The sequence below is a fragment of the Pseudomonas sp. PDM02 genome, from assembly GCF_014852285.1.
Taxonomy (GTDB): domain Bacteria; phylum Pseudomonadota; class Gammaproteobacteria; order Pseudomonadales; family Pseudomonadaceae; genus Aquipseudomonas; species Aquipseudomonas migulae.
Window position 1 is genome coordinate 174,867 of sequence record NZ_JACVBL010000002.1, and the last position, 19,731, is coordinate 194,597.

19 protein-coding genes and 1 pseudogene are annotated in these 19,731 nt (G+C 59.1%); 17 read left to right on the forward strand and 3 right to left on the reverse strand.

Going from position 1 to position 19,731, the window contains the following annotated elements; genetic code table 11:
* Positions 1-172: 172 nt before the first annotated feature.
* The 4 genes from IB245_RS04335 to IB245_RS04350 all read left to right on the forward strand — a co-directional run bounded on the left by IB245_RS04335 (position 173) and on the right by IB245_RS04350 (position 5,837).
* Entirely contained in the window at positions 173-3,085 is a 2,913-nt protein-coding gene (locus tag IB245_RS04335; protein ID WP_192226769.1) for an aminotransferase, read from the forward strand.
* Between the two features lie 301 nt (positions 3,086-3,386).
* Entirely contained in the window at positions 3,387-4,265 is an 879-nt protein-coding gene (gene aguB, locus IB245_RS04340) for an N-carbamoylputrescine amidase (protein ID WP_008025021.1), read from the forward strand.
* A 4-nt stretch (positions 4,266-4,269) separates the two neighbouring features.
* A complete protein-coding gene (aguA, locus tag IB245_RS04345; RefSeq protein WP_192226771.1) occupies positions 4,270-5,376 on the forward strand; it encodes an agmatine deiminase in 1,107 nt (368 codons plus the stop codon).
* A 245-nt stretch (positions 5,377-5,621) separates the two neighbouring features.
* Positions 5,622-5,837 (forward strand): hypothetical protein, encoded by a 216-nt coding sequence (locus IB245_RS04350; protein WP_008040104.1) that lies wholly within the window; start codon positions 5,622-5,624, stop codon positions 5,835-5,837.
* A 224-nt stretch (positions 5,838-6,061) separates the two neighbouring features.
* Here IB245_RS04350 and IB245_RS04355 read toward each other — a convergent pair whose 3' ends face one another.
* On the reverse strand, positions 6,062-8,155 hold the full coding sequence (locus IB245_RS04355) for a TonB-dependent receptor (RefSeq protein WP_192226773.1): 2,094 nt from the start codon (positions 8,153-8,155) through the stop codon (positions 6,062-6,064).
* A gap of 258 nt (positions 8,156-8,413) precedes the next feature.
* Between IB245_RS04355 and IB245_RS04360 the strand changes: the two genes are divergently transcribed.
* From IB245_RS04360 to IB245_RS04395, 8 genes are all read left to right on the forward strand, one after another.
* Positions 8,414-9,085: a DsbA family protein gene (locus tag IB245_RS04360; protein WP_192226776.1), complete on the forward strand. Its 672-nt coding sequence runs from the start codon at positions 8,414-8,416 to the stop codon at positions 9,083-9,085.
* 18 nt (positions 9,086-9,103) lie between these two features.
* Positions 9,104-9,499, forward strand: coding sequence for a nuclear transport factor 2 family protein (locus IB245_RS04365; protein ID WP_192226778.1), 396 nt, complete (start codon positions 9,104-9,106; stop codon positions 9,497-9,499).
* A gap of 240 nt (positions 9,500-9,739) precedes the next feature.
* Positions 9,740-11,026, forward strand: a complete 1,287-nt coding sequence (locus IB245_RS04370) for an OprD family porin (RefSeq protein WP_192226780.1) — start codon at positions 9,740-9,742, stop codon at positions 11,024-11,026.
* Between the two features lie 286 nt (positions 11,027-11,312).
* Positions 11,313-12,326, forward strand: a complete 1,014-nt coding sequence (locus IB245_RS04375) for a 2-keto-3-deoxygluconate permease (RefSeq protein ID WP_192226783.1) — start codon at positions 11,313-11,315, stop codon at positions 12,324-12,326.
* Entirely contained in the window at positions 12,323-13,603 is a 1,281-nt protein-coding gene (locus IB245_RS04380; protein ID WP_192226785.1) for a four-carbon acid sugar kinase family protein, read from the forward strand. Before IB245_RS04375 ends, IB245_RS04380 begins: the two co-directional genes overlap by 4 nt.
* Positions 13,604-13,608: 5 nt before the next feature.
* A complete protein-coding gene (pdxA, locus tag IB245_RS04385; protein WP_192227011.1) occupies positions 13,609-14,610 on the forward strand; it encodes a 4-hydroxythreonine-4-phosphate dehydrogenase PdxA in 1,002 nt (333 codons plus the stop codon).
* A gap of 55 nt (positions 14,611-14,665) precedes the next feature.
* The gene (locus tag IB245_RS04390) at positions 14,666-15,439 is read left to right on the forward strand and encodes a DeoR/GlpR family DNA-binding transcription regulator (RefSeq protein WP_192226787.1); all 774 of its coding nucleotides are present in this window, start codon (positions 14,666-14,668) and stop codon (positions 15,437-15,439) included.
* 259 nt (positions 15,440-15,698) lie between these two features.
* Positions 15,699-16,046 carry a type II toxin-antitoxin system RelE/ParE family toxin gene (locus tag IB245_RS04395; protein WP_192226790.1) on the forward strand — a complete coding sequence of 116 codons (348 nt, stop codon included), beginning with the start codon at positions 15,699-15,701 and terminating at the stop codon, positions 16,044-16,046.
* Here the strand turns inward: IB245_RS04395 and IB245_RS04400 are convergent.
* The gene (locus IB245_RS04400; protein ID WP_192226792.1) at positions 16,043-16,366 is read right to left on the reverse strand and encodes a helix-turn-helix domain-containing protein; all 324 of its coding nucleotides are present in this window, start codon (positions 16,364-16,366) and stop codon (positions 16,043-16,045) included. The two genes, IB245_RS04395 and IB245_RS04400, sit on opposite strands and share 4 nt — an antisense overlap.
* A gap of 226 nt (positions 16,367-16,592) precedes the next feature.
* Between IB245_RS04400 and IB245_RS04405 the strand changes: the two genes are divergently transcribed.
* From IB245_RS04405 to IB245_RS04415, 3 genes are read left to right on the forward strand one after another with little or no spacing between them, the layout of a single operon-like run.
* On the forward strand, positions 16,593-16,814 hold the full coding sequence (locus IB245_RS04405) for a tautomerase family protein (RefSeq protein ID WP_192226794.1): 222 nt from the start codon (positions 16,593-16,595) through the stop codon (positions 16,812-16,814).
* Positions 16,811-17,467, forward strand: a complete 657-nt coding sequence (locus tag IB245_RS04410; RefSeq protein WP_192226796.1) for a DsbA family oxidoreductase — start codon at positions 16,811-16,813, stop codon at positions 17,465-17,467. The genes IB245_RS04405 and IB245_RS04410 overlap by 4 nt, the downstream gene beginning before the upstream one ends.
* Before the next feature lie 42 nt (positions 17,468-17,509).
* The gene (locus tag IB245_RS04415; protein WP_008024998.1) at positions 17,510-18,220 is read left to right on the forward strand and encodes an SDR family NAD(P)-dependent oxidoreductase; all 711 of its coding nucleotides are present in this window, start codon (positions 17,510-17,512) and stop codon (positions 18,218-18,220) included.
* Positions 18,221-18,333: 113 nt separating this feature from the next.
* Here the strand turns inward: IB245_RS04415 and IB245_RS04420 are convergent, their stop codons facing one another.
* Positions 18,334-18,624, reverse strand: coding sequence for a hypothetical protein (locus tag IB245_RS04420; protein WP_225609791.1), 291 nt, complete (start codon positions 18,622-18,624; stop codon positions 18,334-18,336).
* A gap of 504 nt (positions 18,625-19,128) precedes the next feature.
* Here IB245_RS04420 and IB245_RS04425 point away from each other — a divergent pair.
* Positions 19,129-19,371, forward strand: coding sequence for a CopG family transcriptional regulator (locus tag IB245_RS04425; protein ID WP_192226798.1), 243 nt, complete (start codon positions 19,129-19,131; stop codon positions 19,369-19,371).
* A pseudogene (locus IB245_RS29015) lies at positions 19,371-19,643 on the forward strand (type II toxin-antitoxin system RelE/ParE family toxin). The gene IB245_RS04425 and the pseudogene IB245_RS29015 overlap by 1 nt, the downstream one beginning before the upstream one ends.
* The last annotated feature ends 88 nt before the right edge of the window (positions 19,644-19,731 follow it).

Genomic DNA, 19,731 nt, shown 5'->3' on the forward strand with positions numbered 1-19,731 from the left:
CCAGCCTTTTTTTCCGTCAGACGATATAGCGAAGATCATAGCTTGTCGGCAGGAGAGTGGTGGTGCAAGAGGGTTGTGTCTGCAATTTGGGTTTTGTGGCGTAAACAGGGGGTTGATTATCGACCGATGCGGTGGCGATATAAGCGCCTAATAAAATTTCAGGGGTTGTTGTATGCCGCTCGCCACGTTGATTCATCGCGCCAGTTTGCCCAGCCCGCAAGTGTCTGCGGAGCAAGCGCTTGAGCTGCTCGAGGGGCATTACGGGCTGAGCGCAAAGCTGCAGGCGCTCGGCAGCCAGCAAGACCTCAACTTCCGCGTTGACAGTAAGCATGGGCGTTTCGTCCTGAAAATCTGCCGGGGCGACTATTCGGTGCTGGAGCTGCAAGCCCAGCATGCCGGGCTCAAGCATCTGGCCGAACACTCCGGTGTGCCGGTGCCGCGAGTGATCACCGCGCAAAGCGGCGCCGACCTGCTGTCACTGGAAATCGACGGGCAAGCGGTGCACGTACGCCTGCTCGAATACATCGAGGGCCAGTCGCTTACACATCTCGATCATCTGCCCGGATCCGTGGTGGCCGGTTTCGGCCGGCTCTGCGGCGAAATGGACCTGGCGCTGGCCGCTTTCGATCATGCGGGCCTTGAGCGCACCCTTCAGTGGGACGCCCGCCACGCGAATGCGTTGATCGCGCATTTGCTGCCGGTGATTGAAGATGACCGACAACGCGCGTTGATCGCCAAAGTGGCCGAACAGGCCGAGCGGCATTTGCAGCCGCTGGTGGACAAGTTGCCGGTACAGGCCATTCACATGGATATCACCGACGACAACGCGGTCTGGCAGCGCGATGCACAACGCCAGTGGCAATTGCAGGGCGTGATCGATTTCGGCGATCTGGTCCGCACGTGGCGCATTACCGACCTGTCGGTGACCTGCGCGGCGCTGCTGCACCATGCCGGTGGCGATCCGTTCTACATTTTGCCGGCGGTTCAGGCTTATCACGCGGTCAATCCGTTGCAACACGAAGAGCTGCTGGCGCTGTGGCCATTGATCGTTGCGCGGGCGGCGGTGCTGGTGCTCAGCGGCGAGCAGCAGGTCAGCATCGACCCGGGTAATGCCTACAGTCGCGACAACCTGACCCATGAGTGGGAGATTTTCCGCGTGGCCACGTCGGTGCCGTTGGCGTTGATGGAAGCGGCGATCCTCACCTCGGTCGGCCACAGCCTGCCGGACATCGGCAGCGAAGGTTTCGCACCGCTGCTGCCGAGCCTGGTCGGGCGTGAATTTGCCTTGATCGATCTGGGTGTATTGAGCCCGCATTTCGAGGCCGGTAACTGGGAACAGGAGGGGATCGATCAGCGTCTGTTGAGCGAAGCGGCTGCGGCCCACCGCTTGGCAGCGAGCCGTTACGGACAATACCGTTTGTCCCGCACCCGCCCGGACAGTGCGACGGAACCAGACACCTGCCCGTTGCATGTCGAGCTGCGGGTGCCTCATGGCACTGCGGTCGAATCGCCGTTTGCCGGGGTTGTGCATCAACCAGCGTCGGGTGTGCTGCAACTGGACGGCCCGCAGTTGAGCGTGCGGTTGTGGGGCGTGACACCGTCGCTGCACACTGGTGCGGCACTGGTCAAAGGCCAGGTGTTGGGTTCGGTCAGCGGCCCGTTGCGGGTGCAGTTGTGCCGAGGCGCGGCGCTCGATGCGCCGTTGTTTTGCACGCCTTCGCGCGCGGCCGCCTGGCAAGCGTTGTGCCCGTCGCCGGCAGCGTTGTTGGGGCTGGCGTGCGATGCCGAGGCAGAGCTCGATGCGCAGACTTTGCTGGCGCGCCGCGACGCCAGTTTCGCCCGGACCCAGAAGCACTATTACGTCGACCCGCCGCGCATCGAGCGTGGCTGGCGCAATCACTTGATCGACATGCAGGGTCGCTCCTACCTCGACATGCTCAACAACGTCGCGGTGCTTGGCCACGGTCATCCGCGCATGGCCGCGGTCGCCAGTCGTCAATGGTCGCTGCTCAACACCAACTCGCGGTTCAACTACGCAGCGGTTGCCGAGTTTTCCGAGCGCTTGCTGAAACTGTCGCCGGAGGGCATGGACCGGGTGTTCCTGGTCAACAGCGGCAGCGAGGCCAACGACCTGGCGATCCGTCTGGCGTGGGCCTACAGCGGCGGTCGCGACATCATCAGCGTGCTGGAGGCGTATCACGGCTGGACCGTGGGCGCGGACGCGGTCTCGACCTCGATCGCCGACAACCCCAAGGCCTTGAGCAGCCGTCCCGACTGGGTGCACCCGGTGACCGCGCCGAACACCTATCGCGGCGAATTCCGTGGCCCGGACAGTGCGCCGGATTATGTGCGCAGCGTCGAACACAACCTGGCGAAAATCGCCGAGCAAGGTCGCCCGCTGGCCGGTTTCATCTGCGAGCCGGTGTATGGCAATGCCGGTGGTATTTCGCTGCCGCCGGGTTACCTGAAACAGGTCTATGCAATGGTTCGTGCGCAGGGCGGCGTGTGCATCGCCGACGAAGTGCAGGTGGGTTACGGACGCATGGGCCATTTCTTCTGGGGCTTCGAAGAACAGGGCGTGGTGCCGGACATCATCACCATGGCCAAAGGCATGGGTAACGGCCAACCGCTGGGCGCGGTGATCACCCGTCGGGAAATCGCCGAAGCGCTGGAGGCCGAGGGCTACTTCTTCTCGTCGGCGGGTGGCAGCCCGGTCAGTTGCCAGATCGGCATGGCCGTTCTGGATGTGATGGAAGAGGAAAAACTCTGGGAAAACGCCCAGGTCGTGGGCGGGTATTTCAAGGAGCGTCTTGAGGCGCTGATCGACAGTCATCCGCTGGTGGGCGCGGTGCACGGTTCCGGTTTTTATCTGGGCGTCGAGTTGATCCGCAACCGTGAGACTCTGGAACCGGCAACCGAGGAAACGACGGCGCTGTGTGACCGGCTGCGGGAGCTGGGGATTTTCATGCAGCCGACCGGTGATTTCCTGAACGTCCTCAAGATCAAACCGCCGATGGTTACGTCGCGCCAGAGTGTGGATTTCTTTGTCGACATGCTGGCGAAGGTGCTCGCCGAGGGGTTGTAAACGCATAACCCCTGTGGGAGCGGGCTTGCTCGCGAATGCGGTGGATCAGCTGACATTTTTGTTGATTGATACACCGCATTCGCGAGCAAGCCCGCTCCCACAGGGGGATAATGATTAGTCGATTGTTATCGGGTTTTAGTGCTGTTGTTTTCGACAGAAGGAAGATTAATCGCTTTTAAAGCCGATTTTTATCGGCTATAAAGTCGCCATTGCCGCGGCGTGTCTCTTCACGCCCGGCGCTTCCCTTTCTGTCATCGGTCGATGCCAAACTCGACCCACAGCACTTGCCCGGAGATGATTCATGAGCCGTATCGTTACCGTCGCCGCCACCCAGATGGCCTGTTCCTGGGACCTTGAAGCCAACCTCGAAACCGCTGAAAGGCTGGTCCGTGAGGCTGCGGCCAAAGGCGCGCAGATCATCCTGATCCAGGAACTGTTCGAGGCGCCGTACTTCTGCCAGAAGCCGAACCCGGATTACCTGCAACTGGCCACGACGGTTGAAGACAACGTCGCCATCAAGCATTTCCAGAAAATCGCCAAAGAACTGCAAGTAGTGCTGCCGATCAGCTTCTACGAACTGGCCGGCCGCGCACGTTTCAACAGCATTGCGATCATCGATGCCGACGGCTCCAACCTCGGGATTTATCGTAAAAGCCACATCCCGGACGGCCCTGGCTATCACGAAAAGTATTACTTCAACCCGGGCGATACCGGCTTCAAAGTCTGGAACACCCGCTACGCGAAAATCGGCGTAGGCATCTGCTGGGATCAGTGGTTCCCGGAATGCGCGCGCAGCATGGCGTTGCTGGGGGCGGAAATTCTGTTCTACCCGACCGCCATCGGCAGCGAGCCGCACGACAAGACCATCTCGTCCCGCGATCATTGGCAGCGTGTGCAACAGGGCCATGCCGGTGCCAACCTGATGCCGCTGATCGCCAGTAATCGCATCGGCAATGAGGAGCAGGACGGGTACGACATTACCTTCTACGGCTCGTCGTTCATCGCCAACCAGTTCGGCGAGAAGGTTCAGGAACTCAATAAAACCGAAGAAGGCGTATTGGTTCATCGCTTCGACCTCGACGAACTGGAGCACATTCGCAGTGCGTGGGGCTCGTTCCGTGATCGCCGCCCGAACCTATACAATGCGCTCAAAACCCTCGACGGTTCCCTGGAGTCCTGACCGCATGACCACTTTAAACAGCACCCCGCGCGCCGACGGCTTCTACATGCCCGCCGAGTGGGCGGCGCAAACCCAAACCTGGATGATCTGGCCCGAGCGTCCAGACAACTGGCGCCTGGGCGGCAAACCGGCGCAAGCCGCACACGTGGCGGTGGCCAAGGCCATCGCGCGTTTCGAACCGGTGACCGTGGCGGTGTCCGCCGGCCAATACGAAAACGCCCGGGCGCGTCTCGACGTGCCGAATATTCGTGTGGTCGAGATGTCCAGCGACGATGCCTGGGTCCGCGACACCGGCCCGACATTCGTCATCAATAACAGCGGTGAAGTCCGCGGCGTGAACTGGGATTTCAATTCGTGGGGCGGTTTTGACGGCGGGTTGTATTCGCCGTGGAACCGCGACTCGCAGGTCGGCGGCAAGATCCTCGAGATCGAGCGCAGCCCGCGTTATCGCACCGAGGGTTTTGTGCTCGAGGGCGGTTCGATTCACGTGGATGGCGAAGGCACGCTGATCACCACTGAAGAATGCCTGCTCAACCGCAATCGCAACCCGCACATGAACCGTGCGGAAATTGAAGCGATGCTCAGCGCGAATCTGGCTGTGGATAAAATCATCTGGCTGCCGGACGGTTTGTTCAACGACGAAACCGACGGCCATGTGGATAACTTCTGCTGCTACGTGCGTCCGGGCGAAGTATTGCTGGCCTGGACCGACGACCCGCAAGACCCGAATTACCCGCGCTGCCAGGCGGCGATGAAAGTGCTGGAAAGCAGCACCGACGCCAAGGGTCGCCCATTCAAGGTGCACAAGATGCCGATTCCGGGGCCGCTGTATGCGACCGAAGAAGAGTGCGCCGGTGTCGACCCGGTGGACGGAACTCAGGAGCGCAATCCGACCGTGCGTCTGGCCGGTTCCTACGTGAACTTTCTCATCGTCAACGGCGGCATCATCGCGCCAAGTTTCGACGACCCGCTGGATGGTCCGGCCAAAGAGATTTTGCAGAGCCTGTTCCCGCAACACGAAGTGGTGATGGTGCCTGGCCGCGAACTGTTACTGGGAGGCGGTAACATCCACTGCCTTACCCAACAACAGCCCGCGCCGCACAAGGAGTGAGTGGGGTTGTAACAGCTTGAGTTGATTGCTAAATCGCTCAGGCAAACGTTTTCCCCGTACGCCTCGCAGAAAGCCCGCAGCCCGTCAGGACTGCGGGCTTTTTTTGTATCCGCTCGTCGACCATCCAGACACATTGGCACAGCTCTTGTATCTCACCAGGTGTAGACAGGGAGGGGGAGGACTTCGATGTTCTGTCATAAACCTTGGATAAGTTAGCCGCTCACAAACCAGGAGAGAGCGCGGAAATGAACGCCGAAATGAATGTGGTGAGCGAGCGGGCATTGCATCCCCTGGCAGTAAAGAACAGCGATTCGCTCCAGATTCTGGCGCACTGGTTGAAGTCCAATGGAACGCGTCAGATCAGGGAACCTGATCCGCGCCGGATGATGATCGAGCGTTACCCCGCTGGTTTATTCAGCGAAGCGGAACTGGAAGCGTTGTGGGATGTGATGGAAGGATAAGAAGAAAAACAACGGATTGATAAAAGCGCTGCCGGGAGGGCGGCGCTTTTTTATGGGTGATGGTTTTGTGGGCATTACGCATAACCCCGTGTAGGAGCCGGCTTGCTGGCGATAGCGGTCGTCCGGCCAGCAAATACGTTGACTGTTACACCGCTATCGTCGGAACGCCGCCCGCAACAAGCCGGCTCCTACACGGGGCGGCGTGATGTCGGAGTCCGGGGTGTTTAGAAGCTGTAAGTCCCGGTCACCACCACGCTGCGCGGTTCACCCGGCTGAATCTGCGCCGCGCTGGTGGCCGACGAGTAATAGGTTTTGTCGCTGATGTTGTTCAGCGCCGCACGCAAATCCCAATCCTTCTGACGGAACCCGGCCAACGCATCCCAACGGCCATAACCCGGTAGCACGGTGGTGTTGAGGTTGTCGGCGTAACGCTGGCCCACCAGGGTCAAACCGGTTTCGGCGTACCAGCCCATTTCCGGTTTCCAGGTCAGGAACAGGCTGCCGTTGTGCTTGGCCACGTTGCTGATGCGCTTGCCTTCAAAGCCGTTGTTGTCCTTCTCGACCGTCGCGTCCTGAACGCCCACGCCACCGCGCACGTACCAGTTGCCGACAATCTTGCCGGTGCCGGTCAGCTCGATCCCGCGGGAACGTTGTTTACCGGTAAGCAAGGTAATGGTCGGGTTGAGCGGATCGCTGGTGCGACGGTTGTAAAGCTCCAGTTCGTAGACCGCCAGCGTGGTGCTCAGGCGATCGTCGAGCCAGTCGCTCTTCACGCCGATTTCCTTCTGCTTGGTCAGCTCGGGACTCAGGTCGTTGGTGTTGCCGGCAGCGCCAGGCGTGATGCCGATCAAGCCACCGCCCACCGGGGAAAAGGTCTTGGTCCATGACGCATAGAAGGAGTGATTCTGCAGTGGCGTCCAGACCAGTCCTACACGTGGGCTGGTGCTGTGGCTGTCGCGGTCCTCGGAAATGTCCCGCAGGTTGTTGGTCGATTCGATGTCGAAGGTGTCGTAACGCAGACCGCCCAACAGTTGCCATTCATCGTTCAGGCGCAGTTGGTCCTGCACGTACACCGCACGGCTTTCGACTTCGGTGTGGTTGTCGCTGGACACCTGCATGCGTCCGGTGTGACGCAAATTGCGATTAGGGTTGTTCAGGTTCAGCGCCGGTACGGGCCGACTGCCGGGGCCGGTCGTGGCGGCGGTGTACAGGATCGGGTCGCGGCGCTGGCTGCCGATTTCGATGCCGGTCAGCAATCGATGCTCAAGGCCAAAGGTATCGAAACCACCCTCCAGCTCAACGTTGTTAAACACGTTGCGCGTATTCAGGTCCTGCTGCCAGTGCTGGCGCGTGACCGAATTGGTCGCCGGGGTGTAGCCGATCAGGTAGGTGTTGTCGAAATCGCTGTTGAGCTTGAACACACCCAAGGTCTGACGCAGTTGCCAGTTCTCGTTGATGTCATAGCTGAGTTTTGAGCGCAGGGATTGCGACTTGTCATCGATGAAATCGTTATCGCTGCCGTAGGTCGTATCCCGTCCGACATCGGCCGGGCGTCCGTTGACACCGGGGATTCCGCGATCCGGCGTACGGTTGTAGCGGCTGTATTCGTACTGCACCAACCAGTTCAGGTCGGGTGTCAGTTGCCAGCTCATCGACGGCGCGAACAACTGGCGATTGCCGCTGACGCCATCGCGGAAACTGTTCTGATCCATGTTGCCCATGTTCAGACGCAGGCTGATGTTCTCGCTGGGGTCAGTGCTCAGGTCCGCGTAAAGGCTGCGCAGATCGTTGCTGCCACCTTGGGCTTCGATGGTCGAACGGCGGCCGAATTCCGGCAACTTGCTGACCCGGTTGACGATCCCGCCCTGGCTGCCACGGCCGTACAACACCGCCGCCGGCCCCTTGAGGACTTCGATGCGCTCGATGTTGTGCAGGTCGCGCACGTACTGGCTGTCGTCCCGAATACCGTCCAGGTAAAAGTCGTTGCTGGCGTCGAAACCGCGAATGCGCAAGCTGTCGAAGCGGGTGTCGGCGCCGCTGCTGACGTTGGGCATTCCGCTCAGCGCCGTGCCCAGATCGTTGGTCCCGTAATCGACGACGTTCGAGGTTTTTATCGAGTCGATGGCTTGTGGCACGTAGCGTACCGGCGTGGCCGTGCGGGTCGCTGTGCTGGTTTCTTTCACACGTGGATCGTCAGCCTCTGCTTCGGCGCTGATCGAAGTAGCCGGCAGGGTTGTAGGCGCGGCGTAGGTAAAACCGGCAGATAGCAAGGCAGAGAGCCCAAGACTGAAGGGCGTAAGACGAAAAGGGGCAGGCATTAAGGACGCATCCGTAGGATTTTGGGTAGTATCGTGAAGGGTGCGAATGGTAATGCTTGCTATTTACTTTCGTGAATTATTCCTGAGAAGTTCCTTTGTTTGATTGTTTCAATTTGTGTCGTATTTGTTACAGAAAGGATTTTCAGCATTCGACCGATTCATGAAACAGACTGAAAGCCATTCCGGCGTTTTTCAGAAACTGTCGCAGGGCTAACCTGCCGGCATCGATTTTCCCTACCTTTTTGCCGGAGCCTTCCCATGATCCTTCACTACATTTACGACCCGTTGTGCGGCTGGTGCTACGGCGCAAAACCACTGGTGCAAGCCGCTCAGGCCGTTCTGCCGGTGATTGCCCATGGCGGCGGCATGATGACCGGCGCCAACCGCCAGAGGGTCTCGCCACGTTTGCGTGACTACGTGATGCCCCACGACCGGCGCATCGCCGAGTACACCGGTCAGCCATTCGGCGAAGCGTATTTCGAAGGGTTGCTGCGCGATGAAACGGCGGTGTTCGATTCCGCTCCGCCGATTGCCGCCGTGCTCGCGGCTCAGCAGATCGCTGGCCGTGGGCTGGAGTTGTTGGGCCGTTTGCAGAGCGCGCATTACGTGGAAGGGCGGCGTATCGCCAATGAAGCCGTGTTGATCGAGCTCGCCAACGACATCGGCCTGGAAGCCGAAGCCTTCTTGTCAGCGTTTGAAAACGCCGACACCGATGGCCACATCAAAGCCAGCCGCGCCTTGTTGGCCAACGTCGGCGGCCATGGTTTCCCGACCTTCGCCCTGGAGCAGGATGGCCAGTTCACGTTGATCGACATCAGCCCGTGGCTCGGCAAGCCGCAAGCCGTCGTGGCATGGCTGAGTCAATCGCTTCCCGCAGACGCCGCGACATCCGAGTTTCAGGCCTGTGGCCTCACCGGCTGTGCCCACTGAATTCTCCCGGAGCCTCTCATGGATAACCTGAGCCTGATCAAAAGCACCTACGAAGGCGCCAACTCCCAGGAAAATGCGCGCAACACCGCCGCAGCCCTGGCCGATGACGCTCGCTGGACCGAAGCCGCAGGCTTTCCCTACGCCGGCACCTACGTTGGTTTTGACGCCATCGTCGAGAATGTCTTCAAGCGTCTGGCCACCGAATGGGAAGGTTTTCAGCTGAAGATCGAGGACTACGTCGCACAGGGAGACAAGGTGTTTGCCTACGGCAATTACAGCGGAGTCTACAAAGCCACCGGCCGCTCGATGAATGCTCGCGTCGCCCATTTGTGGACCATCGCCAATGGCAAAGTTACCCATTTCGAACAATTCGTCGACAGCCACACCGTGCAGCTGGCAATCGTGGACAAGTAATTTCTTAGACGATTTTCACCTAATCACAGACGATTCATGAAATTGACACATGGTTAAGGGCGCGGATAGGATTCGCCCCAACGCCTGTGGCTAACCGCCATGACTCAAAAAAATAAAAAGGCCCGCTCCGCGATTTATCGTGGGCGGGCCTTTTTGTTTTCGGGTGAAAAAAGAGTGCGATAGCGCCGTTTCAGCCGTTCGACACAGCGCGTATCAACCCGAAATAAGGAAAAGAACAAAATGTTGAATAAGCGAATCAGCCTGATCGCTCTGGGGATGTTGAGCGCGACACAGGCCATGGCTAACGACCAGGCCGAATCCAAGGGTTTTGTTGAAGACAGCAGCCTAAAAGTGCTGCTGCGCAACGCCTACATCAATCGTGACTACAAAGACGGTCGTGCGGACAAAGCCGAGTGGGGCCAAGCGGCCATCGGCACGTTCTCGTCCGGTTTCACCCAAGGCACCGTCGGTGTGGGTGTGGACGCGTTCGGTCTGTACGCACTGCGTCTGGACGGCGGCAAGGGTCGCACCGGCGCGCAAGGCATCGACTTCTTCAAGAAAGGCGACAGCGGCAACGCGGCTGACGACCTGTCGAAGGGCGGCGCAGCGGTCAAGTTCCGTCTCTCCAGCACCACGCTGACTTACGGTGACCAGATGCCGGCCTTGCCGGTGTTGAGCTACGACAACGTGCGCCTGCTGCCGGAAAGCTACACCGGCACGCTGATCACCTCCAAGGAGATCAAAGGCCTGGAACTGAACGCCGGGCGCTTCACCGCCGAATCGCGCAAAAGCGCGGAAGGCCGTGACAGCGGTGGCCTGAAGTCGATCAACGTATTGGGCGGTAGCTACCAGTTCACCGAACAGTTCAAGGCGGCGGTGTACGCGTCCGACGTTGAAGACGTGTTGAAGAAGCAATACGTGAACGCCAACTACGTGTTCCCGATCGACAAGGATCAGTCCCTGACCCTCGACTTCAACGGCTACCGCACCAAGCTGGACGATTCTTACGTCCGCGAAAGCGGTGCCACCGGCGACGACAACAAGATCTGGAGCCTGGCAGCCACCTTCGCCACCGGCCCGCACTCGTTCACCGTCGCTCACCAGCGCAGCACCGGCGACAGCAACCTGGGCTACGCCTACGGCGGCTATCAGAAGGATCAAGGTCGCGTCGGTGACGGTGGCAACACCATCTACCTGGCGAACTCCTACTGGTCCGACTTCAACGCTGAAGACGAACGCAGCTGGCAGGTCGGCTACGGTCTGGACTTCAGCACGTTCGGCGTTCCGGGCCTGAGCTACAACGTGGCTTACGTGCGCGGCGACAACATCACCACCTCCACCAGCGAAGGCGGTACCGAGCGCGAAATCTTCAACCAGTTCAAATACGTCGTGCAAAGCGGCCCGGCCAAAGACCTGAGCGTGAAACTGCGCAGCTCGATCCTGCGTGTTTCGCAGAAGTCGAGTGAGTACAACGTCAGCGGCAACGAAGTACGTGTGTTCGTCGACTACCCGATCAACATTTTCTGATGATCGGTTGCCGTATCGAGGCCTGATTAGAGGCTGAGAACGAAGAAGCCCCGACTGGTTCGGGGCTTTTTTGTGGGCGGCACGAGGCTCTAGGTCGCGGCAAGCGCATCAGGTGCTCAACGACTATCGACGCAAAATGATCAAAACGAGCATTCGCAATGATTGATTTGCGCAATTTGTAAGGGTGGCATAAGATTATTTTGACTGAATCAATCACTCTTGTGATCGGTTCAGTCAGTTTCGAGGTGAAACACGTCTTACCCCACAATTATAAAAGGAGACCCTCGTGGCCCAATTTCCTATCAAGCGCACCATAGAACGCATTCCGGGCGGCATGATGATCGTGCCCCTGCTGATCGGTTCGCTGGTCGCCACCTTCATGCCTGATACGCCCAAGTTTTTCGGCTCCTTCACCAACGCGCTGTTCACCGGAGCGTTGCCTATCCTCGCGGTGTTCTATGTGTGCATGGGCGCGAGCATCAACATCAAGGCCACGCCTTACCTGCTCAAGAAGGGCGGCACGCTGCTGATTACCAAAGTCGGCATCGCCGTGCTCATCGGTATCGTGCTCGGGCATTTCCTGGGTGAGCAGCCGATTTCGTCAGGTCTGTTCGCCGGCATCTCGACGCTGGCGGTGGTCGCCGCGATGAACGACACCAACGGCGGTTTGTACATGGCGCTGATGGGGCAGTACGGTCGCTCCGAAGATGTCGGTGCCTACTCGGTCATGTCCCTGGAGTCAGGCCCGTTCCTGACCATGGTCACCCTCGGCATCGCCGGCCTGTCGGCGTTCCCGTGGCCGACGCTGGTGGGCAGCATCCTGCCGCTGGCGCTGGGCATGTTGCTGGGCAATCTCGACCGCGACATGCGCGACTTCCTGGCCAAGGCCGTTCCGGTGATGATCCCGTTTTTCGCTTTGGCACTGGGCGCAAGTCTGGATCTGCACAACGTCTGGCAGGCTGGCTTGCTCGGTCTCGGCATGGGTGTTGCGGTGGTCGTGTTGACCGGTATTCCGCTGTTTTTCGCTGATCGTTTGACCGGTGGCACGGGCGTCGCCGGTGTCGCTGCGGCTACCACCGCCGGGAACGCCGCAGCCGTTCCTGCGCTGATCGCGGCGGCCAATCCGGTTTACGCCGAAGCGGCCAAGAGCGCGACCATATTGGTAGCCGCCTGCGTGGTGGTCACCGCGATCCTCGCGCCGATACTCACTGCAGCCGTCGCCAAGCGCGTACAAAAGCGCAACCCTGTCGTCGTCTCTGAGCAGGAGATCGAACCTCAAAAGCAGGAGGCGTTGCGATGAGGATTCTGATCATCGCCGATGATCTGTCCGGCGCGGCGGATTGCGCCATTGGTTTTGCGAGTGTCGGGCTGCAAACCGTCGTCACGCTCGATCCTCTGAATGACAAGGCCGATGCTCAGGTGATCGCTGCTGATACGGACACTCGCCGCCTCTCTGCGGCGCAGGCTGCCGAGCGCACCGTCGCTGCGTTCAAGGCGCTGCATCAGCCTGGGCAGCGGTTGTACAAGAAAATCGATTCGACCTTGCGCGGTAACTGGGCAGCGGAAGTTGCTGCCCTGCAACCCTTGGCCGGCCTGGCGATCGTTGCCCCGGCATTCCCTGCTACGGGGCGCACGTTGCGCGGCGGTCGGGTCTTCGTGAACGGTCAACCGCTGGAAACCACCGATACCTGGAAGCTCGAAAACGCTGATCGCCCAGCTGACGTAGAAGCGATGCTCATCGCCGCCGGCCTGAGTACCGCGAAGCTGGACCTCGACACTTTGCGCGGCAACGAAAATGCGCTCGCGCAGCACATCACCGAAGTCGCCCGCAGCGGCACGCAGGCCCTGATCGTCGATGCACAAATCGAAGACGATCTGCTGACCCTCGCTCGCCTGACTGCGTCGATGGATCAGCCGCTGTTCTGGATCGGTTCGGGAGGCCTGGCGCGGGAAATCGCCAGCCTTCCGGATTTCTCAGAAACACGGTTCACGGCCATCGAACCGACCGCGCAGGAAAAAAACCAGGCGCCGATTCTGATCCTCGTCGGCAGCCTGTCCGGTGTCTGCGAGCGGCAATGCGCGCTGCTCAAGGAGCGCGGCGGTGTCAGCGAATTGGTCGTCCCGCCTGAGGTCCTTCGCCAGGGCGTCGCCCATGAAGATTGGGCAACCTGGCAGGCGCGCATTGGCGAGCAACTCGATGGCTGGAGCGACCTGCTGCTGCGCATCGGTCGCGATGATGCGTTCGATCCGCAAGAGGGCGCACAACTTTCAAGCATGTTGGCCGTGCTGGTCGAACCGCACTTCGCCAAGGTCGGCGGCCTGATCGCCACCGGCGGCGAGACGGCCCGGGCCATATTGACCACTGTCGGCATCGACAGCCTGCAACTCATCACCGAAATCGAGGCCGGCGTTGCCTTCGCCCGCCCGACTGTTTCCCGGCAAGGCCATCGTCCCGGCATCGTGACCAAGGCCGGCGCGTTCGGCACCGATCACGCTTTGTATGCGGCATGGCAACACCTGAGCGACAGCGTCGATCGCTCCTCGCCCCAACGCACACGAATCCAAGGACTCGAATGAACACTATGAGCAATTACCTCCCTATCATTGGCATCACCATGGGCGACGCCTCGGGTGTCGGTCCGGAAATCGTGGTCAAGAGCCTGACTCACGACATCGTCTATCAACAATGCCGACCGCTGGTGATTGGCGATGCGCGTCGTCTCGAACAAGCCAATGTGATCGTCGGCGGCAGCGCCAAAATTCGCCGCATCAAGGACGCTTCCGAGGCACGCTACGAGACCGGCGTGATCGACTGCATCGACCTCGACCTGATCCCCGACGACCTGCCATTCGGCGAACTCTCGCCCATTGCTGGTGACGCCGCTTACCAATACATCGCTCGTGCCGTGGAGCTGGCGCAGGCCAACCAGATTGACGCGATCTGCACCGCGCCGCTGAACAAGGAAGCGCTGCACGCCGGCGGCCACAAATACCCCGGCCACACCGAAATGCTCGCGCACCTGACCAACGTCGATGAAGTTTCCATGATGCTGGTGGCACCGCAGCTGCGGGTGATTCACGTCACGACGCACATCGGCATCATCGATGCGATCCGCAAGATCGAGCCGGGCCTGGTCCAGCGCACCATCGAGCGCGGCAACGCGACGCTGATCAAGGCCGGCATCGCCCGCCCGCGCATCGGCGTGTGCGGGATCAATCCGCATGCCGGTGAAAACGGCCTGTTCGGTTATGGCGAAGAAGAAGAAAAAATCATCCCTGCGGTGAAGCTGTTGCAGGAACGCGGCCTCGATGTCACCGGCCCGCTGCCGGCCGACACCCTGTTCTTCCGCGCCGGACGCGGCGACTTCGATCTGGTGGTCGCGATGTATCACGACCAGGGCCACGGCCCGGTCAAAGTACTCGGCCTGGAAGCGGGCGTGAACGTCACCGTCGGCCTCGACGTGATCCGCACCTCGGTCGATCACGGCACCGCGTTCGACATCGCCGGCAAAGGCATCGCCGATGAGCGCAGCCTGCTCGAAGCGCTGCGCCAGGGCGCGGAACTGGCCACGCGACGGGGATGAGCCGCAGGGGCGCTGTCGTGTAAGATCGACCACCGTCCACCGTGCGAGACCCGCCATGAAAGCCTCCGAACGCCACCGCGCCATCCTCGACCTCGTACGCATCGGCGATGCCAACGTCGAGCAATTGAGCGCGGCCCTCGGGGTTTCGGAAGCCACGGTGCGACGCGACCTGACCATGCTCGCCAAACAACGGCACCTGGTGCGCACCTATGGCGGCGCCACCGCCGTGGTCGGCGTGCATGAACCGGAAGCCTCCCTCGAAGAACGCAAAACCAGCCAGTGGGAACAGAAAGACGCCATCGCCCAAGCGGCGGCGGCGCATGTCCAGGACGGCGACACCGTCCTGCTCGACGGCGGCACCACCTGCGCCGCGCTGGCCCATCACCTGTGCTCGCGACAAGACGTGCACGTGGTCACCAACAACCTGCTGGCAGTGATGACCCTGGCCAATGCGCCGGGCATTCGCCTGACCCTGATCGGCGGCGACTTGCGCGGTTCGAGCATGAGCACGTTGGGGCCGTTGGCGGAGTTGACCTTGAGCCGGTTGAGCGTCGACAAAGCCTTCCTCGGCGCGGATGGCGTGGTCGCGGAATTTGGCTTGTGCGAAGCGAGCGCGCAGCAAGCGTATCTCAAGGAATGCATCATCAAACGGGCGGCGCAGATTGTGGTGCTCGCCGACACCGACAAACTCGGCCGTGCGCGGCAACAGCACTGGACGCCGATTGAGCGGGAGTGGCGGTTGATTACCGGGGCTACCGCCGATGAAGCTGCTCTCGCACCGTTTCACGCCCTCAAGCAAATCACCGTCGAAACCGTAATCGTCGATTAAACCCCCCGAACGTGTAGGAGCCGGCTTGCCGGCGATGGCGTCTTCAAAATCGCCATCGCCAGCAAGCTGGCTCCTACAAAAAGCGATTCCCAAGACGTGTCGCAAAAAGTGAAAAATTGCGCCACGTAACAAGGCGGACTACTTCAAAAGAGGCTGAGTCCTACTGCGGAAACAGCCAGCGATAACTACTAAACAGCGCCCATCAATCGTCTACTGAGACGTTCGGAAAGCAGCGCCTGTTCCAGGTAGGAATCCACTTTTGAAGAGATTTGCTTTTGTAAATGAAGCTGCAACTCGTGAGTACAAAGACTTGCCGAGCTGGGTACAGGATGAGTTCGGGAAAGACCTGATGCGCGTGCAATACAGCGCAGATCCAGAACTGGCAATCAAGCAGATCAGTTCAGTTGGAGCGGGCGCCATTGAGTTGATCATCAACGGTAGCCCTGCATACCGCTGCATTTACATTGCAAAGTATGCGGACACCATTTTCGTCCTTCATTCGTTCGTGAAAACCACGAACAGAACAGATCGTCACGCAATGGCCGTCGCGCAAGATCGGTTGAAAGAGCTGAAAAGAGAGCTTCGGAAAATGGGGTTCAACGTCTAGCCAGCGTGAGCTTGTGAAATGACGATTTGTGGCAAGGCTCCGGCCTCGTTGGACGGCAATGTAAACGTGGTGCGCAAGCCCAGTTTATCCAGCATGTCCATCATTGCATCGATGGTGAATTTCTCGATCTTGCCAGTGGCCAGTTCTGAAATGCGTGATTGGGTAACGCCGAGCCTGGCTGCGGCCTCGCTCTGTTTGAGCCCCAGTTTTTTGATGCAGTCAGTGATGAATATCGACAACTCCATTTTCAAGGCCATTTTGCTGGCGACCTCCTCGTCATGCGTGACGTGGAATGGGCTGTCGAAGAATTGAATTGCCATGAAGCGTCACCTCTTTTTAAGCGTTATCTAAAATTTTCGATAAAAAGAGATTAGCCGATTGACGATTTTTGATCCAAGCATTTTTTCTGACTGCGCAGCACTACCCATTACACCACGTAACTAATGATGTTCCCGCCCCCACCTTTATCCCCACCCCCCAACCTCCTACATTGAGCTCCAACACCTACCCATCATCCCGATGAGCAGGTCACTGGAGATCTTCCTCATGCCTTTTGTAAGCGTACGCATTACCCGCGATGGCGTTACCTCTGAGCAGAAAGCTCAGGTGATCGCTGAAATCACTGAAACACTGGAACGCGTCCTCAAGAAGGACCCGCACCTGACCCACATCGTGATCGAAGAAGTCGACACCGATAACTGGGGTTACGCCGGGATCACTACCACCCAGTACCGCAAGCAACTGGCGGAGAAGGAGAGCAAGTCGTGACTGCGTCGGTCTCCATCGATTTCGTCTCCGACGTGGTGTGCCCTTGGTGTGCACTGGGCGCGACGGCGTTAGAGCAGGCGATCGAGAACGTGGCGGGTGAAGTCTCGGTGGAGCTGACCTACAAGCCGTTCGAGTTGAACCCGAACATGCCGCCTGAAGGCGAGAAAGCCGTCGAGCACTTGATGCGCAAATACGGGCGCACCGCTGAAGACGTCGCCGCCGGCAAAGCGATGCAGATCGCTCGCGGTGAAGCACTCGGTTTCAAGTTTGACCTGGAGAAGCGCACCCACTTCTACAACACCTTTGATGCTCACCGTCTGCTGTTGTGGGCGTTACAGGAAGGACGGCAAGTTGCACTGAAGAAGATCCTGCTACGCGGTTACTTCACCGACGGCCAGAACCCGAGTGATCGCGAGACGCTGGTTCGACTGGCAGCCGAAGCGGGGCTGGATGCAGCGGCGGCGCAAGAGGTGTTGGCGTCCGGAGCGTTCGCCAAAGAAGTGCGTGAGCTGGAAGCTTTTTACCAGCAGCACGGCATCAATTCGGTACCGGCCATGATCCTCAACGGTCGGCACCTGGTGTCCGGTTCGCAGTCGGTCGAGTACTACGAACAAATGTTGAGACAAATGGCGAAGGAACCCGCCGAAGCCTGATTACTTACTTTTCAAACCATCATTTATTAGTAGAGGTTCATCATGAGCAATTCGAAAAAAGTCATCGTTATTACTGGCGCTTCCCAAGGTCTCGGCGCCGGCATGGTTAAAGCGTTCCGTGATCTGGATTACAAAGTTGTCGCCACTTCCCGTTCGATCAAGCCATCCACCGATCCGGACATCCTCACCGTGGCCGGCGACATCGGCAACCCGGAAGTCGCTCAACAAGTGATCCGCGAAGCCATCGCACGTTTCGGCCGCGTCGACACCCTGGTCAACAACGCCGGTATCTTCGTCGCCAAACCGTTCACCCAGTACACCGCTGAAGACTACGCCAATGTGCTGTCGGTGAACCTGAATGGCTTCTTCTACATCACCCAACTCGCGATCACCGAGATGGAAAAACAAGGCAGCGGCCACGTCGTCAACATCACCACCAGCCTGGTCGACCACGCTATCGACGGCGTGCCATCGGTACTGGCTTCGCTGACCAAAGGTGGCTTGAACGCGGCAACCAAATCCCTGGCCATTGAATACGCCAAGCGCGGGATTCGGGTCAACGCGGTCTCCCCAGGCATCATCAAGACGCCGATGCACGGTGAAGAAACCCACGCAGCGCTGGGCGCTCTGCACCCGGTCGGGCACATGGGCGAGATCAGCGACATTGCTCAGGCGGTTGTTTATCTGGATAGCGCCAATTTTGTTACTGGCGAAATCCTGCATGTGGATGGTGGGCAGAGCGCGGGTCACTAAGGCCGGCTTTTCCAAACGGCGGAAACAACAAAGCCCTCGTATGAGGGCTTTGTTTTGCAGAGTCGAAAATAAATCCGACTCCTGTTTGTTGTTTTTTATGTGCCGCGTTCTAATCAATCGGGTCGAGTTGGTCTAGTGCCCGTCTCTCGGTCTGCCACATCCATGGTGATAACACTGGCGGATGCCAGTGACTCGCTTACACAACCCAGCAGGGTTTGAACGTCGACTTCCGGGTTGACGGTGTACATCGTGCAAGGCGTGCGCGGGGTGGCTTTGATGTCCGCGAAGGAGCTGTGGCGATCATCGTCGTCGCGGTTGGTCGCTTCGTCGGGCTTTTGTGTACTGGGGCCTTCGTTCGGAGATGCGTTATCTGCATTCGGGGGATCAGGGGTCACTTTACGCATGCGATTATTCCCTATTGGTTGCCAACCCCTTCCGCTGCTAAACGCAAAGGGTGGCAGCTGCACGCAGGTTAGCAGACCGGGGAATATCGCAAAGCCGGCGCGCCCGAAGGCGCCCTACGTACAGCCACCATCAAACCGTAGGCATGGAAAACACCTGTGGGATGGATGCACTTGCAAGCGATAAACCGCGAGCTGCTAAACCCGACCACTGATGAGCAGTGGCAGGTCAACGATAGAGCCCGGGCAATACCCGCACAAGCCGGCGGAGTCTGGCGTACCTGTAGGCAATGCCGCAAGGTTTTGTAGCTTTCAGGAAGTGACGCGAAACGCGATTAAACAAGTACCTCTAAACAAGCCATACATCCGTCGTAGAAGACTTTCAGGGGAGCATTTCCATCAAGCGATGAGGAAATCTCCGACGACTCTCCACTAATGGAGCTGTATCGGTGTGCTCGGGCGACGACGGTATAAGATGCGCAACCAACGTTCTCTATCAAGGCTGCCATGACCGAGATATCCCTGAACCTGCCGGAAGACCTTTCAAACGCTCTCGCAGATCTGACCAGGATTAGGGGGCAAAGTGTGAGCCACTTGGCGACGGGTGTTTTTCGCGACTACATCGAGCACGAGAAGACATTGACTGCACAGATCGAACTGGCGGTAGAAGAGGCCGATCAGGGTAAATTCGCCTCCGATGATCAGGTAGTAGCGATGCGCGCCCGGCGCAGGAGCAGGAATGCGGGTTAGTGGCTGGGAAAACTGCTCAAAACCAGAAGTACGACGCTGGCCACGTTGCACTTGAATATCCCAAGGCTGCTGACGACTTTTCCGATGCGATTTATGCTAGCGTAGACAAATTGCTCGAGTTCCCAGGTATGGGTCGTGGAGGTCGAGTCAAAAACACGCGCAAATGGGCTGTGCCCAATTGACCCTTTCTTATTCCCTATCGAGTACGTGGTGATCGACTTCAAATCCTCGGGGTGTTTCACACGCGGCAACGTCCTCGTACCAAGTGGTAAGAGGCCCCCCGAAAACATAAAAGCCCTCGTATTTCTACGGGGGCCTCGTTAATCCGTCAAGCCTCGTGAAAAGATCACGCGGATTGAC